Raw genomic sequence first — 17,736 nt, 5'->3', positions numbered from 1 at the left:
CCGGTGTTCTGATGATCGACATACCGGTCACTTTGTGCATTTGAAGATGCAGCCACGGTAATCAATCGGACCTGTGGCAGGGCGTGGTGAGCCCGAGGAAAGGCACTCAAACAATGATGGACACCGGACACACTCGCGGACGGCGGGCAGGGCGGCGCACGACGTCGTCCCGGTTCGCCACCCCGCTCGGCCTCGCCACCGTCGTGGCACTCGGGCTGTCCCTCGCGACTCCTCAGACCGCCCTGGCGGGCGAGATCGCCGGTGAGAGCTTCACCGGCACCGCGGTCGACGGCGGTGAGGACGAGTGGATCAGTGCCTGGAAGGGCGAGTCGGACGCGAGCGGCTGGGCCTGTCTGACGGCGGCCACCGGCGCGAAGGGCCCCTGAAGGCGTGACCCGACGCCGTGGGTGACAAGGCGGGCGAGGGTGCCTTGCGGCTCACCTCCAACAAGACCAAGCAGGACGGCTTCGTCGTCACCAAGGAGCCGATTCCGTCCAAGTCGGGCCTCAAGCTGACGGTCGACTTCGCGAGCTACGACTCGTCGACGGCCAAGAAGGGCGCGGCCGACGGCATCTCGCTGATGCTGCTGGACGGCAGTGCTCCGATGCCCAAGGACGCGGGCGGTTTCGGCGGCGGTCTCGGGTACCAGAACACCGTCGGCGGTTACATCGGTGTCGGCCTCGACGAGTGGGGCAACTTCGCCACTCCGCGCTTCGGCCGCGGCGGCATCCCCGAGCGCAAGGACAACTCGATCACCGTGCGCGGTGCGAGCAGTGTCGGCAACCCGTTCATCGCCACCTACCAGGCGAAGCGGAAGATCTCCGTTCCGGAGGCCAAGTCCCGCAAGGAGGCCGCCCGTACTGCCAAGGTCGAGCTGTCGACCGCGGGCGTGCTGACGGTGAGCATCGACTTCCACGACGGCCAGGGCTACAAGCAGGCCATCGAGCCGGTCGACCTGACCAGCATCAAGGACCAGCCGAAGCTGCCGGAGACGATCCGGTTCGGCTTCGCCGCGGGCACCGGTGATTACACGAACATCCACGAGCTGTGGGGCGCCAAGATCGAGTCGATGGACCCGATCCTGACGACGGAGGTCTCCCCGGCCGGCACCGTGAGCCCCGGCCGTGACGCCGAGTTCGCGCTGACGACCTCCAACGCCAAGGACGGCGGCCCGACCGACGGTCCGGTCACCACCACCCAGACCTTCCCCAAGGGCGTCACCCCGACGGCCGCCAAGGGCGACGGCTGGGACTGCAAGGTCGAGGGCCAGAAGGTCACCTGCACCCGTCCCGGCAAGGACAAGGACGCGCTGGCCGCCGGTGCCTCGTACCCGAAGATCCTGGTCCAGACGAAGGCCGACAAGGGCCTGAAGCCCGACACCAAGATGGACGTCATCTCGACGGTCACCCCGGGCGACAAGGACGCCCCGGAGACCACCAACGAGTTCGAGGTCACCAAGTTCGACGGCCCGGCGCTGACCACCAAGGTCGAGCCGGCCGACAAGGTCCGTGCGGGCACCAACGCCTCGTACACCATGACCACCAGCAACGCGGCGGACGCGGGCGCCACCAACGGCAAGGTCGAGGTCGTCCGTACGTTTCCCGAGGGCGTCGTCCCGGTCACCGCCAACGGCAATGGCTGGGAGTGCAAGATCGACGGCCAGAAGGTGGCGTGCAGCCGCGCGGGCGCCGGTGAGGACGCGCTGAACCCGGGCGACAGCTACGAGCCGGTCACCGTCGGCGTCGCGGTCAAGCCCGGCGTCAAGGGCGACGTCAAGGGCACCACGACCACCTCCACGCCGAAGGGCGACAACTCCGGCAAGGAGGTCGAGGACACGACCCCGGTCGAGGCCGCGGCCCCGGCCGAGCCGGACCTCCAGGTCAACACCAAGCCGGACGGCGAGGTCGTCAAGGGCAAGCCGGCCGCGTTCGTGACGACGGTCGCCAACGGTCCCGACGGCGGCCCGACCAACGCCGAGGTCAAGGTCGTCCGCGAGTTCGGCGAGGGCATCAAGCCGACCGCCGCCGAGGGCGACGGCTGGAAGTGTGCGGTCGACGGGCAGACCGTGACGTGCCGTCGCCCGGGCACCGGCGGCGACGCGCTGGCCGCGGACAAGTCGTACCCGCCGATCAAGATCAAGGCGGATGTCGCGGCGGACGCGGCGGGCTCCATCGACAGCTGGACCAACGGCAACACCAAGGGCGACGACAACAACAACGGCCGGGTCATCGACACGGTCGTGGTGAAGTCGGCCGCGGGCCAGGACACCAACTGCGGTGAGTGGATCAAGGACGTGAAGGACAAGTCGCTGCGCGCGGGCATGCGTTGCGAGGGCTGATCCTGTCCGTCAGAGCATGAGGGAACCGCCGGGAGCGACTCGCTCCCGGCGGTTCCTTGTGTTTCACGTGAAACGGTGGTGTTTCACGTGAAACGTCGGGGGGGGGGGGGGGGGGGCGGTCAGCCCGCCCGGCGGTCCAGTACGTCCAGGACGTACAGGACCGGCTTGTCGCGCGGCGCCATCACGCCGCCCGAGGTGGCCGTGAAGCCGGGCTTGTGCTTGGCCGGGACGTGGATGGCGATGCGGCTGCCGACCTTCGCGCCGTTGAGCGCGGCGAACCAGCCGGGGAGCAGTGCGTCCTTGTCGTTCACGGTGAAGCCGTTGGGCCCGCTGATGCGGTACGTCGAGCCGAACGGGTCCTTCTTGCCCCACTCCCACCCGGTGTACTGCACCACCACCGAGTCCCCCTTGCGCAGTTCGGCGCCGTTGCCGGGGACCAGGGTGCGGGCCGCGTAGGCGGTCGGGGCGTCGCTCCCCCACTTCTCGACCTGCGGCTCCTGGCCCTTGGCCACCTTGATGACGGGGGCGCCGGCATCGGCCGCCGCACCTGCCGTGCTGCCGGGCGCCGGGGCGGGGACCTGCTGGGCCGGGTCGTAACCGCCGATCAGGTCGAAGACCAGCACCATGTGGTCGGTCGGCTTCACCTGCGCCGGGGCCATGCCGTGCGGGCCGAAGCCGCTGGTCGCGGGCGTCACCATGAGGACCCGGCTGCCGCCCTTGCGGCCGATGAGGGCCTGGTCCCAGGTACGGGCGACGTGTTCGCCGTCGAAGGCGACGGTGGTCGGCTGCTGGAGGTCGTAGGTGTTCATCATCGGCTTGCGGTTCTCCCACGTCATCATCCCGACGTGGGTGACGGCCACCTGCCCCTTGCGGACGACCGGCCCGTTGCCCTCCAGGAGGATCTTCATCCGGGCCTTCTTCGGGGGCTTGAGGTCCGGGATGGTGATGGCCGGCTTCTTGCCGAACGGGCCGCTGACACCGGGACTGTCGTCGACGGTGGCCGAGGCGCAGCCCGCGGCGGCCAGGGTGGCGACGGCCAGCAGCGCGGCGCCGGCGAGGGCGCGCGGGCGGGTGCGGGGGGTGGGGGCTTCTCCGGGGCAGAGGACGGCTTCTCCGGGACACATGACGGTTCCTCCGGGACACGGGCGGACAAACGGAACATGACTCCCGCGAGCGTCCCCCGCCCACCCCGCCCGTCGCCCGCAACCCCGGCCCCGACACACCCCCGACGCACCGATTGCCGTACGCCGGGAGGGCGTACGGCAATCGGTGGGAAAGATCAGCAGTCGCCGGCGGAGGGTCGACCAGTGGCCGTCGGGGAGGAGCCGGCCGGCGTCCGGAACTACCAGCAGTTCTTGCCCTGCTGACGGAACTTCGCCGCGACGGCCTTCGCCGACGGGGCCGGCGGGGCGAACGGCGCGCAGAAGCCGTCGCGCGGTGCGTTGCGCTGCGAGGTGTTGCCGAGGGCCGTGACCTTCTTCGCGTACTTGTCGGTGCGCTTGGGGTCGCGGATGACGGCCGCGTGGCTCAGCGTGATGTCGATGACGTTGGTGCCGAGCACGCTGATATGGATGTTGTTGACGTAGCCGCTGGTCGCACCGGGGTCGTACTCGTACTCCCCGTCCTTGTTGACCGTGACCCGGCCCTTCTCGTCCGTGGTGACCTGCTCGTTCGTCGTCGCCTGGGCCAGCGTGAAGCTGGAGGCGAGGTTCGGCGGCAGGGTCAGGCCGAAGTTGACCGGCCAGGCGTCCGGAATGTCGATCAGGCGCATGCCCGCGATGGAGAAGTGCGCGGAACCCGCGCCGCCGGTGAACTGCACCGCCTTGCCGGGCTGCGACCAGGCCGACACCGCGAGGGCGTCCACGTGCACGCCGATCGGCGAGAGCTGGGTGCGGCCGACCGGGTTCTCGATGTACGGGACGCCGACGTCGATCGAGCCGCCGCCCGCGTCCGCGTACACCTGACCCTGCGCCGGGACGTCCGGGCCGCCCGCGCGCGAGGACGGGTGGGCGTGACCGAGGGCCCGCGAGTACAGGGCGGAGATACGGCCGAGGCCGACGCCGCCGATGGTGAGGTCGAGCAGGTTGTCCGTGAAGGTGTGCTGCTTGGCCCACCAGCCCATTGCCGGATAGTGCGAGCCGAACAGCGCGCCCTCGACCAGGCCGCCGATGCCCTTGCCGCGCAGCACCCACGCGTCGGCCTGGACACAGTCCTCGGTGTCGACGAGGGTGCCCCAGTTGTCGCTGTCGCCCTGCGGAAGGATCCGCACTCCGGCGTCGGGGCCGGTCTTGACCTCACCCGTGACCCCTTCCTTGCCGGCGCCGGCGCCGTTGCCGGTGCCGACACCGGTCTCGGCCATCGCCGGGACCGCGGCGGACACCGCGAGGACGAGGCTGATTCCCGCCGCCAGCGCCGTGCGCCGTCCAGAGTTGCGCCACGATCCCATGGCGACCCTCGCTTTCTGAGTTTTCGAAAGTTCTCTTCCGAGTGGTTCCTGGTGGAGTTCGTACGGTGGTGCTTGACAGCGGCCCGCCACTGTTCAGCTACTTTCAGTAGTGGTTTCATTGCGTGGAGTGATCACTGCACGCTGGGGACCGCCATCCGGGCTGCCGGTCCCGGGGTGTCTCAACTGGGCCGATACGCCTACTCGTTGGGGCCGGGAGCGTGCAGGGCCGCCGCGTGGCCGATGGTGATGTCAGCGATGTCGGGCGTCAGCACGGTCAGGTGGACGGCGTTGGCGTATCCGCTGAGTGCCTTCGGGTCGAAGCGGTACGAACCGTCGTCGTCCATCGTCGGGTAGCCCTGGCCGTCGGTGGTGATCTGCTCGTTGACGGTCACGATCAGCCGCGGGGCGACCTTGGGGTCCATCGGGAAGCGGATTCCGGCGTTGGGGGCCCAACTGCGGGGGTTCTTCTTCGGGTCGACGGTGATCAGGGCCTTGCCCTTGGCGTACAGGGCGCCCGAGCCGACCGAGGTGTCGAAGTGCACGGGCTTGCCCGGCAGCGCCTCGGCGACCACCTTCACCTTGTCCAGCTTGAGCCCGAGTTCGGCCTTGGCCGCGCCGCCGCCGGGCCCGTCGTGTGCGGTGTACGGCATGCCGAGGTCGATGGTCTCGATCAGTGTCCGAGCGCGCACACCGTCGCCGCCGTTGTCGCCCTTGCCGGTGCCCTTGAGCTTGCGGGTCTCGGTGAACGGCTCGATCAGCAGGCCCATGGGCTGCCCGTTGTACTGGAGCTGGACGGCCTTGCCGCGCTGGTCGGTCGTGGTGGGGGCGCCGTCGAAGGCGGGGAAGTGCGAGCGGGTGTCGCCCTCGACGAGGGTGCCGGCTTCGCCCTTGGCCCGTACGGACCAGGTGTCGGCCTGCACGGTCTCGTCGGTCTGGAGGACGGAGCCCCAGTTGTCGTTGGTGCCGCCGCGTACGGCGACGCCCGCTCCGGACTCCGCGAGGGCGGTGCCGGTGAGGGCGAGGGCGGCGACGGCGGTGAGGGTGAGGAGCTGGGTGGTGCGTCCGGGTCTCAGGCGGGGCGCATTCCTTTCGGGAAGGGGGCGGGGAGGGGGCATTGCGTAGGACACGGGGCGGGATGTTTCACGTGAAACGGCCCGCTCAGAACCAGCTCGTGACCCAGCTCCAGGCGTTCTGCACGCCGTGCACCATCCAGTCGAAGCCCGCTTTCACCGCGCCTGTGACCGCGTCCCAGGCCTCCGTGAGCTTCACGAAGACCCACCAGCGGTTGTCGATCTCCTTGCCCTTGGGGATGCCCTTGTCGTCGACCGGCACGCCGGGCGGCGGTCCGAACGGCGGGAAGGTGCCGCCGCGCAGCATCGCCGAGGCCGGGACGGCCGCCGCCCGCAGCGCCGCCTTCTCCTTCTCGGGTGCCTTGCGCAGGACGGCCGCGTGCCCGATGGTGATGTCCGCGATCTCGGGGCCGAGGATGCTGATGTGCACCGCGTTGACGTAACCGCTGGTCGCGGCCTTGTCCGGGGTGGCCGTCGGCTGACCCTTCTCGTCGGTGGTGACCATCTCGTTGACGGTGGCGACGGCGAGCGGCAGCCGCTCCGAGGAACCGGGGAAGACGACCTTCTCGTTGACCCCGGTGATCTTGCCGAGGTCCGCGATCTGCTTCTCCCCGATGTACAGCGCACCGCCGTTGATCCGGCTCGTGAGCGCGACCGGCTTGCCCGCCTTCGCCAGCGCGGACACCTGGAAGGCGGTCAGGGCCGCCCCGATGACCGGCGGTTTCTCGCCCTCCGACTCCTGCATGGTGTGCGGCACGCGGACGTCGAGGGAACCGCCGCCCGCGTCGGCGTACGCGGAGCCCACGGACTTCACGACCGGGGAGTCCTGCTTCTCGCCGGGGATCTGCTCGCCGAGCGCGCGTGCGTAGTGCGTGGAGGACTTGCCGAACGGGGCGCGGCCGATGTTCAGGTCCGCGATGTCCTCGCCGGCGGTGTTGAGTTCGCCGGCACCCTCGACGGCCGGGTACCGGGCTTCCAGCATCGGCTTGTTCGGCAGGGCGGCGATGCCGTTGAGGCGGACCACCCAGGAGTCGGCCTGCCCGGGCACATCGGCGACGACCGTGCCCCAGGTGTCGGTGGGCTCGTCGATGCCGGGCACGATGTGTGCGGGGATCTGGGCGAGGGCGCCTGCCTGGTTGCCGTACAGCGCGAAGCAGGCGGCGGTGGCGGCCACGGAGGTCCTGACGGTACGTCGCTTCATCGCGCGCTCACCCCTGCTCCGGTCCGCGTCGCCTTGGTCTTGGACAGGCCGTCGGTCTTCTTCGCGTCCCGCAGGACGCCCGCGTGGCCGAGCGTCACGTCCGTGACGTTGGCGCCGAGGATGCTGAGGTGGACGGCGTTGGCGTAGCCGCTGGTGGCTTCCGCGTCGTAGGTGTACTGCTCGTCCGCGTCCAGCGTCGGCCGGCCCTTGACGTCCGTGGTGACCTGCTCGTTCGTCGTGGCCAGGGCGAAGACGGGCCTGCTGTAGTCGGCCGGGATGCGCACCCCGTAGTTCACCTCCCACAGCTTGGGGACGGTGACGGTCTTCTCGCCGAGGACGGAGAAGTACGCGCGCGAGGCGCTGCCGGAGAAGTCCACGGGCTTGCCGGGCAGGGCCGTCGCCGTGGCCGAGACGCCCTCCGCGTGGATGCCTACCGTGGAGAGCTGGGTGCCGCTGCCGGGGCTGCCGACGTACGGGACGCCGATGTCGATGGAGATCGCGCCTGCCTCGGCGAACGCGGCGCCTGGCTTGGACGCCGCCTTGTCGAAGCCGGTGGAGGCGGCGATCTGGTTGCCGAGCGCGCGGGAGTAGGCGGCCGACTCGCGGCCGATCGGGAAGCCGTCCTTGGTCGCCAGGGGCGTCACCTCGTACCCGCTGTTCTGCTCGGCGGGCTGGCCGGGCAGGGCCGGGTGGTGCGCGTCGAGGACCGGGGCGTCGGACACACCGCCGAGGCCCTGGAGGCGGGCGACCCAGGCGTGCGCCTGCACCCCGTCCTTGGTCTCCACGACCTCGCCCCAGTCACCGGTCGCGGGCTCGTGCCCGCCCGCGACCGGTGCCATGGGGAGGGCTGCTGACTGGGCCGGTGCGGCGACGGCGAGCGTCGCCACCAGCCCGAGCCCGGCCGCGAGTGCGATGCCGGGGCCCGAGGCGCGCCATGGGGACATAGCCACCCAATTCCTTCCGTACGAACGACAGGTCGACATTTCGACCACTGTCCGCAAGAGCGTCACCACGGCGAGTGACGCGCATTCGGTGGATGACCGTTCGGGTCAGGGCAAGGTCAGGGCTCTCCGGGGGCTCCTTGGCTCAGTCCCCGTCCCGCTCCTTCTCCGCCATTCGGATCACGCACACGGCGACGGCGATGAGCAGCGGCGCGTCCGTGTCCTCGCGCACGACGTTGACCGCGTACGTCTCGCGCATCCGGAACCACTTCTTCGAGATGTGCGCCAGCAGCTCCCCGTCGTACTCCACGGCGAACTCGCGGTCCAGTACCCGCCCGCTGACGTCCAGCTCGGTGCCCTCGTTCAGGGTGACCCGGTAGTGGTTGCGGATCAGCGACAGCCGCTTCTTGCGTACGGTCGCGAGCATCTCCCCGTCCCGCTCCAGCGTCATGGCGTCCCGCCAGCTGAGCATCTTCTCCTTGAGTGTGATCAGCACCCGGCCGGTCGGGTCCTTGATCTCCAGGGTGTCGCGCAGCCGGAGGGCCTTGCCGTCAACGAGGAAGGCGTGCCGCCCGTTCTCGTCCTCGATCCAGTAGTCGTCGCCGATGGCGAAGAGTTTGTCGCGTACGAGGAATTTCATGCCATGACGGATACCCGGCCCGGTGCCGCTCTCACGCGTGCGACGGGAGCCGGAGCGCGTACGTCCGGGCCGGTTCGCCCGAGAGGGTCGTGGTGCCGGTCGGGGTGAAGCCCGTGCGGGTCAGGACGTGGTGGGACGCGGTGTTGGCGAGGGTGGTCGCCGCGGTGAGGGTGTGCAGGCCGTAGCGGGTGGCGGCGAGCGTGCAGAGGTCGCGGACGGCGGCGGTGGCCAGGCCCCGGCCGGTGGCCTTCTCGGCGAGTCGGTAGCCGACGTCGGCGGTGCCGTCCGCGAGGTCGATCAGGTTGAAGCGGCCGAGGATCTCGCCGGTCGACTCGTCCACGAGGACGTGGAAGGCGATCGTGCCGGTGGCCTGCTCGTCCAGGAGTGCCTGGTGGCGGGCGGTGAACTCGGCGAAGTAGGCGTCGCCCCGGTCCGGTACGGCGGCGGCGAAGAAGGCACGGTTCTCGCGCTCGAAGGCAAGGACGGCGGAGGCGTGATCGGCGTGCAGGGGCTGGAGTTCGGGCATGAAGGCAGCGTAGATCTGAGAGCGGGCTCGAACTCGCCCTATTTCGCGGCAGGTTCGGGCCGGTTCGGCGCAGTCCGTCATGTTTCACGTGAAACATGACGGACCGCTGCAGCACGGCGGGCCGTGTTTCACGTGAAACGTCAGGGGTGCGTGTCGGGGTTGCCTGTCGGGCGTGCGTGTCAGGGCGTGCGGAAGGCGGTCAGGCCCGGCTCCAGCTCCAGGCCGGTCCAGGGGGTGAGGCCCGCCTTCTCCAGAACACGGATGGAGGCCGGGTTGTCGAGGGAGACCTTCGCGAAGACGACCTCGGTGCCCGGCGCGGTGAGCGCGTGCGCGACGATCGCGCGGGCCGCCTCGGTGGCGTATCCCTTGCGCTGGTGGGACGGTGCGACGCCGTAGCCGAACTCGACCGTGCCGTCGGGCTGCGGCGTGAACAGGCCTATCGCGCCGACGACCTGGCCGCTCGCGCGCTCGATCATCTGCCGGTGGCCGTACGCGCCGTACCAGCCGGGGTGCTTCTCGAAGAGCCCGGCGAGGGCCTTGTCGCCTGCGGAGGGGAAGTCCTCCGCCCAGTGCGGGAGGTGCTTCCCGGCGATCACCGCGTCGATCTCCTCGGGGGTCCAGGCACGGAGGTCGAGGCGCTCGGTGATCAGGTCGGGGATGACGGGCAAGGTGACTCCTGGGCTGTTCCGGTACGGAGAGCGGCCCTGCTGGGGCCGACCGAACCTTCGCAGAGGGTGAGCGCGCCGGACAAGGGGTTTCCGGGTCTTGTACGGGCCCGCTACGCGGGTGCGCGGCGGATCGTGATGCTGCCCATCGTGGTGTGCGCCCTGATCTCGACGGCCTCCTCGGCGTCGCCGGGGCCCGACGAGTCCTCCAGGTCCGTGTAGACCCGGCCCATCCCCGACGTGACGTCCAGCCAGGCCGCCGAGCCCGTGCGGATGCCGATCTCGATGTTGCCCGCGGAGGTCTCCACGGTGGTCCTGTCGCGGGTGACCTCGTCGATGCGGACGCTGCCGTTGGCGGTGCGCGAGGTGACGGAGGCGTGGGCGCGGCCGACCACGACCCGGCCGTTGGCGATGCGCAGGGTGAGGCTGCCGGTGACGTCGTCGATGCGGGTGCTGCCGTTGGAGTTCTTGACGTCGCAGGTGCCGCCGATCCGCACGGCGTGGATCTCGCCGGAACCGGTGGTGAGATCGGCGTCCCCCTCGACGTGCTCGACGGTGACGGAGCCGTGCGAGGTGGTGAGGTCGGCGGAGACCGCACGGTCGAGGCGCAGGTCGCCGACCGAGGTCTTGATCCGTACCTCCGCCAGCGGGCCCCGGCAGTCGAAGTCGGTGACCGCGCCCTTGCCTTCGAGGCGGGAGCCCGCGGGCAGTTCGACCTCCACGGCGAGCGAGGGCGACTTGCCGAACAGGCTGCGCGTCTTGGGCGCGCGCACCCGCAGGAAACCGTCCGCGCACTCCACCCGGGTCTGGGCGGCGGCCTTCACGTCGCCGGCGTGGGCGCTGTCGCTCGGCCGTACCGTCACCACGCTGTCGGCCCGGTCGGACGCGGTGACCCGGACCGTGCCGACCTCGACGTGCACGGTGGCGGCGACCGGCGAGGCGGTGTCGAAGCGGTGGACGTGCGGCTGGTCGGAGGTGCCGGCTTTCGGCATGGCGGTCCCGTCTGTGAGGGCGGCGGTGGTCCTTGCGGAGCGATGGTCCTCACGGAGTGGTGGTCCGTGCGGAGCGATGGTCCTTGCGGCAGGACTCCCTAGCGGACCCACCCCGTGAAGCTCTGCCGTCCGCGTCCCGCGCCCGGGTCCTGCGGGCTCCGGGAGGCACCCGCGCCGGGTTCCACCGCCGCGCCCACGGCCCGTACCAGCCAGGCGTTGAGCGACAGGCCCTCCCGGGTCGCCGCCTCCTCGGCCCTGGTCTTGAGGTGCGTGGGCAGCCGGAGGTTGATCCGGGCGGTGCCGCCGTCGTCGGTCTCCGGGGGCAGCGGCGGGGCCGGGGGCGCGGCGGGCGCACTCGGCTCGGGCTGCCAGCCGAACTCCGCCCCGCCCGGCGCCGGGGTCACCACGAAGGACGGGTCGAGCCCGCGCAGCCGTACGTCCACCGAGCCGGGGGCCAGCTCGCGGGTCACCTCGCCCATGGCGTCCGACAGCACGTTCAGCAGGGCGAGCCGGGCGGCCGACTCCAGCGGCGCGGTGAGCCGTTCGGCGAGGACACGGGCGTCCTCGCCGCCGGCCTCGGCGGCCACCGCGAGCTCGCGGCGGAGGGTGTCGACGTACGGGGAGAGATCCATGACGCCATGATGGCTTCACGTTGGTGCCACAGCAAGGCCGGTCCTGGCTCAGCCGAGCGGGTCCGGACGCGGGCTTCACGATGCCGTGACCGCGCGTTCGTGCGGCGGTGGCACCCTTGTCCCATGACTGCCGCTGATGCCGCCGCGACCCCCGCCCCCCACCGTGCCCGCGCCCGCGTACGCGCCCCCGAGCTCGTCGGCAAGGGCGGCTGGCTGAACACGGGCGGCAAGGAACTGACCCTCGCCGACCTGCGCGGTCGCATCGTCATCCTCGACTTCTGGACCTTCTGCTGCATCAACTGCCTGCACGTCCTGGACGAGTTGCGCGAGCTGGAGCAGCGGCACAGCGACACCACGGTGATCATCGGCGTGCACTCGCCGAAGTTCGTCCACGAGGCCGAGCACCAGGCCGTCGTCGACGCCACCGAGCGCTACCAGGTCCACCACCCCGTCCTCGACGACCCCGAACTGGCCACCTGGAAGCAGTACGCCGTCCGCGCCTGGCCGACCCTCGTCGTCATCGACCCCGAGGGCTACGTCGTCGCCCAGCACGCGGGCGAGGGCCACGCGCACGCCATCGAGCGCCTGGTCACCGAGCTGGAGGCCGAGCACGAGGCCAAGGGCACGCTGCGCCGGGGCGACGGCCCGTACGTCGAGCCGGAGCCCGTCGCCACCGACCTCCGCTTCCCCGGCAAGGCCCTCCTGCTCCCCGGCAGCGGCAACCTCCTGGTCTCCGACACCACCCGCGACCAGCTCGTGGAGCTGGCCCCGGACGGCGAGAGCGTGCTGCGCAGGATCGACGGCGACTTCAACGAGCCGCAGGGCCTCGCGCTCCTCCCCGACGGCCGCGTGATCGTCGCCGACACCGTCAACCACCGGCTCACGACGTACGACCCGGCCACCGGCGAGGTCGCCGTCGTCGCGGGCACCGGAAAGCAGTGGTGGCAGGGCGAGCCGACCTCGGGCCCCGCCCTGGACGTCTCGCTCTCCTCCCCGTGGGACGTGGCCTGGTGGCGCGGCGAGGTGTGGATCGCCATGGCGGGCGTGCACCAGCTGTGGGCGTACGACCCGGAGGCGGGCACCGTCCGCGTCGCCGCCGGGACCACCAACGAGGGCCTGGTCGACGGCCCGGTCGCCGAGGCCTGGTTCGCCCAGCCGTCCGGGCTCGCCGCCACCGAGGACCGCCTGTGGGTGGCCGACTCCGAGACCTCCGCCCTGCGCTGGGTGGACACGGAGGACGTCGTGCACACGGCCGTCGGCACCGGCCTCTTCGACTTCGGCCACCGTGACGGCGACGCCGGACAGGCGCTGCTCCAGCACCCGTTGGGCGTCACCGCGCTGCCCGACGGCTCGGTCGCGCTCAGCGACACGTACAACCACGCACTGCGCCGCTACGAGCCCGCGACCGGCCAGGTCGCCACCCTCGCCACCGACCTGCGCGAGCCGAGCGACGCCGTGCTGGTCGGGGAGGACATCGTGGTCGTCGAGTCCGCACGCCACCGGCTGACCCGGCTGCGGCTTCCCGAGGAGGCGGTACGGGTGGAGGCCGTGGCGCACCGTACGCAGCGGGCCGCGACCGAAGTCGCCCCGGGCACGCTCCGGCTGGACGTGGTCTTCCAGGCGCCGAGCGGCCAGAAGCTGGACACCCGGTACGGTCCCTCGACCCGTCTGCTGGTCTCGGCGACCCCGCCCGAGCTGATCGCCGAGGGCGATGGCACGGGCACCGACCTGGCCCGCGAGATCCGGCTGAACCCGGACGTCACGGAGGGCGTGCTGCACGTCTCCGCGATGGCCGCCTCCTGCGACGACGACCCGGCGAACGAGTACCCGTCCTGCCACGTCCACCAGCAGGACTGGGGCGTTCCGGTGCGCGTCACGGAGGGCGGCGAGTCCCGCCTGGCGCTGGTGCTGGCGGGTCTGGACGCGTAAATCGGGCAGGTCCTCAGCGCCCCGGCGCCGCCCTGAACCCCCCGACCTCCGCCTGGTCCGGGCACAGCACCAGCCGTGCCCGGCCCTTGCCGCCCGGTCCGCCGATCGGCGCGGAGCGCGACACGGGTCCCTCGGTCAGGGCGACCGTCGCGGTGCCGTCGGCGGCGGGCCCGCAGTCGTGCCGGTGGCGGCGGTCCTTCGGCCTCACGACGGTGTAGTACAGCGGTGCGGCCGCCTCCCTGCCCGGCTTCAGGACCATGCGCGAGGAGCGCGGCTCCGGGCGGTTCACGGCGATCGTCGCGCCGCTCGGGGCGATCCTGACGTGCACATACGGTGCCCGGTCCAGCAGGCAGGGCCGGGCACCGGTGCTGGTGACGACCACCTTCGCGACCCGGAATCCCGCCCGCTCACCCCGGCGCGACCTCGGCACCTCCACCCGGAACGTCACCCCGTCCGTGGCGCAGTCGTCCAGCCCCTCCACGGCGGCCGGATCGGTGGGCCCCGAAGCCGCCTTGACCACCCGGTGCGGCGGTGTTTCACGTGAAACATCCGCGCACCCGGCGACCCCCAGGACCAGCGCCACAACCGCGCCCAGGAACGCCCGGCTCCGAGTACGGCGGTCGTCGCGTCGGTCGTCGCGTCGGCTCATCGTGCAGGTCCCCCCGGGCTCGTCCCCTTCGGGGACGAGCCTGACGGCACCCGTTATCGCACCGCTAACGTTCCGCTGTCGTACCTCGCCGGCCGCGTACGCACCCCTACTGACCTGCGCAAACGCGACTCTTCCGGCTTCCCGTACCTGCGTTCTACGGGTGGTCCCGGCCCGTCTCCGCAGCGAGTGCGGCCGTCGCACGCACGTACCTGACCTCGTACGCCTCGCCCTCGGGGGACGCCTCGTGGGAGGCCCGCAGCACGGCCAGCGCCCGGCACGCGCCCTCGTGGAAGCCCTCCCGCTCGGCGGCGTCCGCCACCGCCCGCAGCACGTCGTCCCCCTCCACCGTCCGCCCGAGCCGGGTCAGCGCCTCGCCCCGGACGGTCCGCAGCAGCAGCTCCCGGGCCTGCCCGATGCCGCCGGGCGTGCCGAGCGCGAGGCCCTCGTCGGCGTACCGCAGGGCGGCGGCCGGATCGTCGGCCCAGAGGAAGAGCTCGGCCAGCGACAGCAGTGCCAGTCGTTCCGTCGGTACGTCCCACGCCTGCCGGGCCAGGTCCACGGCGCGTACGCAGCCGGCCCGGGCGGCATCGAGTTCGCCGCGCCGGCGCTGGGCCAGCGAGAGGTTGACCCAGCCGATCGCCTCGTCCACCGGGTCGTTCGTGCGGGCGGCCAGCACCGGGGCCAACTCCAGGTGCGGATGGGCCTCTTCGGTGCGTTCCTCCTCCACCAGCACCCAACCGAGCAGCGCCCGCACCCGGGACTCGCCCTCCGGGTCGTCCACGGCGACGGCGGCCTCCAGCGCGGTCTGGAGCACGGGCGTCCAGCCGTCCCGGGCGCGCCACAGGACGTACGGCCACTGAAGGATCGCGAGCCGCCAGACCCGGTCGTCGAGCCCGGCCGCACGGGCCGCCGTCAGCGCCCCGGCGAGGGCCTCGCGCTCGGCCGCGTACCACTCGATGACCTCGGAGCGGTGCGTGAAGTGCGGGGTCTCCGTGGGCTTCTGCACGTTCTCGGGCAGCGTGCAGCAGGGGCGGCTGCCCGGTTCGGCGACGGCGTTCGCGGCCAGCTCGGCGCACACGTAGTAGTCGAGGAGGCGGGGCAGGGCGCTCGCGGTGTCGGCGGTGGAGCGGGCGAAGAGGCGCACCAGGTCGTGCAGGGCGTACCGGCCGCCGCCGGGGCGGCCGTGCTCCTGGACGAGGTGGGCGGCGGCGAGCTGGTCGAGGGCGGCGGCGGCCTCGGCGACGGAGACGTCGGCGAGGGCTGCGGCGGCGTACCGGTCGACGGTGGGCCCGGTGTGGGCGCCCAGGCCCCAGAAGACGCGCTGGGTGCGGGCGTCCAACTGCTGCACGCTGAGCCGCAGTTCCGCCTCGACGCCCCGGTCCTCGACGGCGAGGAGGCTCAGGCGGCTGCGCTCGTCGGCGAGTTCGGCGGCGTGCTGGGCGAGGGTGCGGTCGGGGAGGGTGGCGAGGCGGGCTGCGGTGATGCGCAGGGCGAGCGGGAGGCCGTCGCAGCGGGCGGCGAGAGTGCGGGCGGCGTCGGGCTCGGCGGCGACACGGTCCGCGCCGAGGACGGTGGCGAGGAGGGCGACGGAGTCCTCCGCGTCGAGGACGTCGAGCGGAACGGGCCGGGCCAGGTCGCCCGCGATGAGGCCGCCGAGACGGTTCCTGCTGGTCACGAGGGTGACGCAGGTGTCGCCCGCGGGGAGCAGGGGGCGGATCTGCTCGGAGCTGCCGGCGTTGTCGAGGACGACGAGGAGCCGTGCGTCGGCGGTGAGACGGCGGTAGAGGGCGGCGGCGGTGGCCTCGGTCTCGGGCAGGGCGCGGCGGCCGACGCCGAGGGCGAGGAGGAACTCCCGTATGACGTCGGCGGGTTCGGGGGTGGGGAGCGCGTCGAAGCCGTGCAGGTTGGCGAAGAGCAGGCCGCCGGGGAAGTCGTCGCGGTGGTGGTGGGCCCAGTGCAGGGCGAGGGCGGTCTTGCCGACGCCGGGCGGGCCGGTGATGAGGGCGATCGGGGAGTCGGCGGCGGTGGCGATGCGGGTGAGGGTGGTGAGGGTGGGGGTGCGGGCGAGGAAGCCGCGGGGGTGGCGGGGGAGGAGGTCGGGGGGTGTGGCCGGGGCGGCCGGGGCGTGTGGTGCGTGCCGGAACTGCGGGGCCTCCGGTGGGGCTTCCTGCGGGGTCTTCTGCGGCGGTACGGGGGTGGGCCGGGCCTCGTCGGGGCCGGCGTCCGGGGTCGGGGTGGGCCGGGGGGTGGGGGTGCCGACCGGCGGCGAGGCCGGTCCGCCCGTGCCCGCCCGTTCCGCCTCTGGCGGAACCCGCGCCCACGGGCTGGCGGCGACGGGGCTGGCGGGGCTGGCGGCGACGGGTTCAGCGGCGGGGCCGGCGGAGGGTTCGGTGGCCGGGCCGGCGGAGGGCTCAGCGCTCGGGGCGGTGGCGGATTCGGCGCGAGGGCGGAGGTGGAGGGCCGACGGGGTGGGGGTCCAGGGTTCCGGGGCGAGAGGGCCGACGGGATCGACGGGGTCGCCCTGGAGGATGGCGCCGTAGGCGGACTGGAGGGCGTGGCCGGGGTCGACGCCGAGCTCGTCGGCGAGCAGGCGGCGGGTGCGGTGGTACCAGTCCAGGGCGTCGGACTGGCGGCCCGCCCGGAACAGGGCGAGCATCAGCGCCGCCGAGAGGGACTCGCGCATGGGGTGGGCGACGGCCTCGGTGCGCAGGACGGCGGCGGCACGGCCGTGTTCGCCGAGTTCGCCGTAGGCGTCCGCGAGGTCCTCGACGGTGACCAGGCGGGTCTCCTCCAGTGCGTGCGCGGCGGCCTGCAGCGGTTCGGAGGAGACCGTTCCGGTGAGTGCGGGCCCGCGCCACAGGGCGAGCGCCTCGCGGAACATCAGCACCGCGTCGGCGGCCTGCCGTTGGCGGCGGGCCAGCAGCACCAGTTCCTCGAACCGGTAGGCGTCCAGGAGGGATTCCGACATCTGGAGGACGTACGCCCGGCCCTGTGTGGTGAGCTCGACGCCGTACGCCGCGGCCTCGCCGTCGTTCAGGAGCGCCCGCAGCCGTGAGACGTGGCCCTGGACGACCGTACGGGCGTGGGCGGGCGGGGCCTCGTCCCAGATGGAGTCGATGAGCTGCTCGACCGGCACCGCCGTGTTGGGCCGCAGCAGCAGTGCGGCCAGCACGCTGCGCCGCTTGGCCGGGCCGAGGGGGAGTTCACCGGCCTCGGTCGCGACGGACACCGCTCCGAGCAACCGGAATTCCACCGTGAGCCTCTCCCTGACGCGGGCAGCGGACAAAGGGCCAGCCTACCGGGGCCACCACCGCGCGCCGGAGGGGCACTTCGGGCACGGTGGGGCGCAAAACCGCCGGTCAGAGAGGGGGCGTGGGGTGCGAGCCACTCGTGGTGGAGGTGTGGCCCACTGGTAGTGGAGGTGCGGCCTACTCGTAGTGGCGGTAGCGCTCCTCGACGACCCCGCCGCCCGCGGGCGGACCGCCGACGCCGCGACGCCGCTTCAGGACGCTGGTGAAGACCACGATCCCGACGACGCCGACCAGCATCATGATGATTCCGACCAGGTCGAGGTTGACGCTTTCGAGCTCCCAGTCCGTGGCGAAGGTCAGGATGGCCCCCACCGCGACGAGGACGATGCAGCCGCCCAGTCCCATGTCAGTTCGCCTCCGAGTGCGATTGCTTGCGACCGTTCCGGGTCCGGTTGA

16 protein-coding genes are annotated in these 17,736 nt (G+C 72.2%); 3 read left to right on the top strand and 13 right to left on the bottom strand.

The window, feature by feature from the left end; all coding sequences use genetic code 11:
* The first annotated feature begins 113 nt into the window (after nt 1–113).
* Together IE269_RS09945 and IE269_RS09940 are read left to right on the top strand one after the other, a co-directional pair.
* Complete coding sequence (locus tag IE269_RS09945; RefSeq protein WP_189822456.1) at nt 114–386, top strand: hypothetical protein; 273 nt, start codon at nt 114–116, stop codon at nt 384–386.
* Between the two features lie 17 nt (nt 387–403).
* A complete protein-coding gene (locus tag IE269_RS09940; protein ID WP_189822455.1) occupies nt 404–2,338 on the top strand; it encodes an L-type lectin family protein in 1,935 nt (644 codons plus the stop codon).
* A gap of 119 nt (nt 2,339–2,457) precedes the next feature.
* Here the strand turns inward: IE269_RS09940 and IE269_RS09935 are convergent, their stop codons facing one another.
* The 10 genes from IE269_RS09935 to IE269_RS09890 all read right to left on the bottom strand — a co-directional run bounded on the left by IE269_RS09935 (nt 2,458) and on the right by IE269_RS09890 (nt 11,451).
* On the bottom strand, nt 2,458–3,462 hold the full coding sequence (locus tag IE269_RS09935; RefSeq protein ID WP_189822454.1) for an FKBP-type peptidyl-prolyl cis-trans isomerase: 1,005 nt from the start codon (nt 3,460–3,462) through the stop codon (nt 2,458–2,460).
* Nucleotides 3,463–3,680: 218 nt separating this feature from the next.
* Complete coding sequence (locus IE269_RS09930) at nt 3,681–4,784, bottom strand: hypothetical protein (protein ID WP_189822453.1); 1,104 nt, start codon at nt 4,782–4,784, stop codon at nt 3,681–3,683.
* Nucleotides 4,785–4,981: 197 nt separating this feature from the next.
* A complete protein-coding gene (locus tag IE269_RS09925) occupies nt 4,982–5,911 on the bottom strand; it encodes a hypothetical protein (RefSeq protein ID WP_189822452.1) in 930 nt (309 codons plus the stop codon).
* A gap of 31 nt (nt 5,912–5,942) precedes the next feature.
* Entirely contained in the window at nt 5,943–7,055 is a 1,113-nt protein-coding gene (locus IE269_RS09920; RefSeq protein ID WP_189822451.1) for a hypothetical protein, read from the bottom strand.
* Entirely contained in the window at nt 7,052–7,999 is a 948-nt protein-coding gene (locus tag IE269_RS09915) for a hypothetical protein (RefSeq protein WP_189822450.1), read from the bottom strand. Before IE269_RS09915 ends, IE269_RS09920 begins: the two co-directional genes overlap by 4 nt.
* A 142-nt stretch (nt 8,000–8,141) precedes the next feature.
* Nucleotides 8,142–8,636 (bottom strand): LURP-one-related/scramblase family protein, encoded by a 495-nt coding sequence (locus tag IE269_RS09910; RefSeq protein ID WP_189822449.1) that lies wholly within the window; start codon nt 8,634–8,636, stop codon nt 8,142–8,144.
* Between the two features lie 31 nt (nt 8,637–8,667).
* Nucleotides 8,668–9,162 carry a GNAT family N-acetyltransferase gene (locus IE269_RS09905; RefSeq protein ID WP_189822448.1) on the bottom strand — a complete coding sequence of 165 codons (495 nt, stop codon included), beginning with the start codon at nt 9,160–9,162 and terminating at the stop codon, nt 8,668–8,670.
* A 179-nt stretch (nt 9,163–9,341) separates the two neighbouring features.
* Nucleotides 9,342–9,830: a GNAT family N-acetyltransferase gene (locus IE269_RS09900; RefSeq protein ID WP_229897522.1), complete on the bottom strand. Its 489-nt coding sequence runs from the start codon at nt 9,828–9,830 to the stop codon at nt 9,342–9,344.
* Nucleotides 9,831–9,940: 110 nt separating this feature from the next.
* Nucleotides 9,941–10,819: a DUF4097 family beta strand repeat-containing protein gene (locus tag IE269_RS09895; RefSeq protein ID WP_189822447.1), complete on the bottom strand. Its 879-nt coding sequence runs from the start codon at nt 10,817–10,819 to the stop codon at nt 9,941–9,943.
* Nucleotides 10,820–10,917: 98 nt separating this feature from the next.
* Nucleotides 10,918–11,451 carry a toxin-antitoxin system HicB family antitoxin gene (locus IE269_RS09890; RefSeq protein ID WP_189822446.1) on the bottom strand — a complete coding sequence of 178 codons (534 nt, stop codon included), beginning with the start codon at nt 11,449–11,451 and terminating at the stop codon, nt 10,918–10,920.
* Between the two features lie 123 nt (nt 11,452–11,574).
* Between IE269_RS09890 and IE269_RS09885 the strand changes: the two genes are divergently transcribed.
* Nucleotides 11,575–13,380 carry an NHL domain-containing thioredoxin family protein gene (locus IE269_RS09885; protein ID WP_189822445.1) on the top strand — a complete coding sequence of 602 codons (1,806 nt, stop codon included), beginning with the start codon at nt 11,575–11,577 and terminating at the stop codon, nt 13,378–13,380.
* Between the two features lie 13 nt (nt 13,381–13,393).
* Here the strand turns inward: IE269_RS09885 and IE269_RS09880 are convergent, their stop codons facing one another.
* The 3 genes from IE269_RS09880 to IE269_RS09870 form a co-directional block, all read right to left on the bottom strand.
* Nucleotides 13,394–14,029: a DUF4232 domain-containing protein gene (locus IE269_RS09880; RefSeq protein WP_189822444.1), complete on the bottom strand. Its 636-nt coding sequence runs from the start codon at nt 14,027–14,029 to the stop codon at nt 13,394–13,396.
* A gap of 154 nt (nt 14,030–14,183) precedes the next feature.
* Nucleotides 14,184–17,282 (bottom strand): AfsR/SARP family transcriptional regulator, encoded by a 3,099-nt coding sequence (locus tag IE269_RS09875; RefSeq protein WP_189822443.1) that lies wholly within the window; start codon nt 17,280–17,282, stop codon nt 14,184–14,186.
* 175 nt (nt 17,283–17,457) lie between these two features.
* Entirely contained in the window at nt 17,458–17,685 is a 228-nt protein-coding gene (locus IE269_RS09870; protein WP_189822442.1) for a DUF6458 family protein, read from the bottom strand.
* Between the last annotated feature and the right edge of the window lie 51 nt (nt 17,686–17,736).

Source organism: Streptomyces spiroverticillatus, from assembly GCA_014650415.1.
GTDB classification, from domain to species: Bacteria; Actinomycetota; Actinomycetes; order Streptomycetales; family Streptomycetaceae; genus Streptomyces; species Streptomyces spiroverticillatus.
The sequence above is the reverse complement of the archived record's forward strand: the minus strand, read 5'-3'. Positions and strand labels throughout refer to the sequence as shown.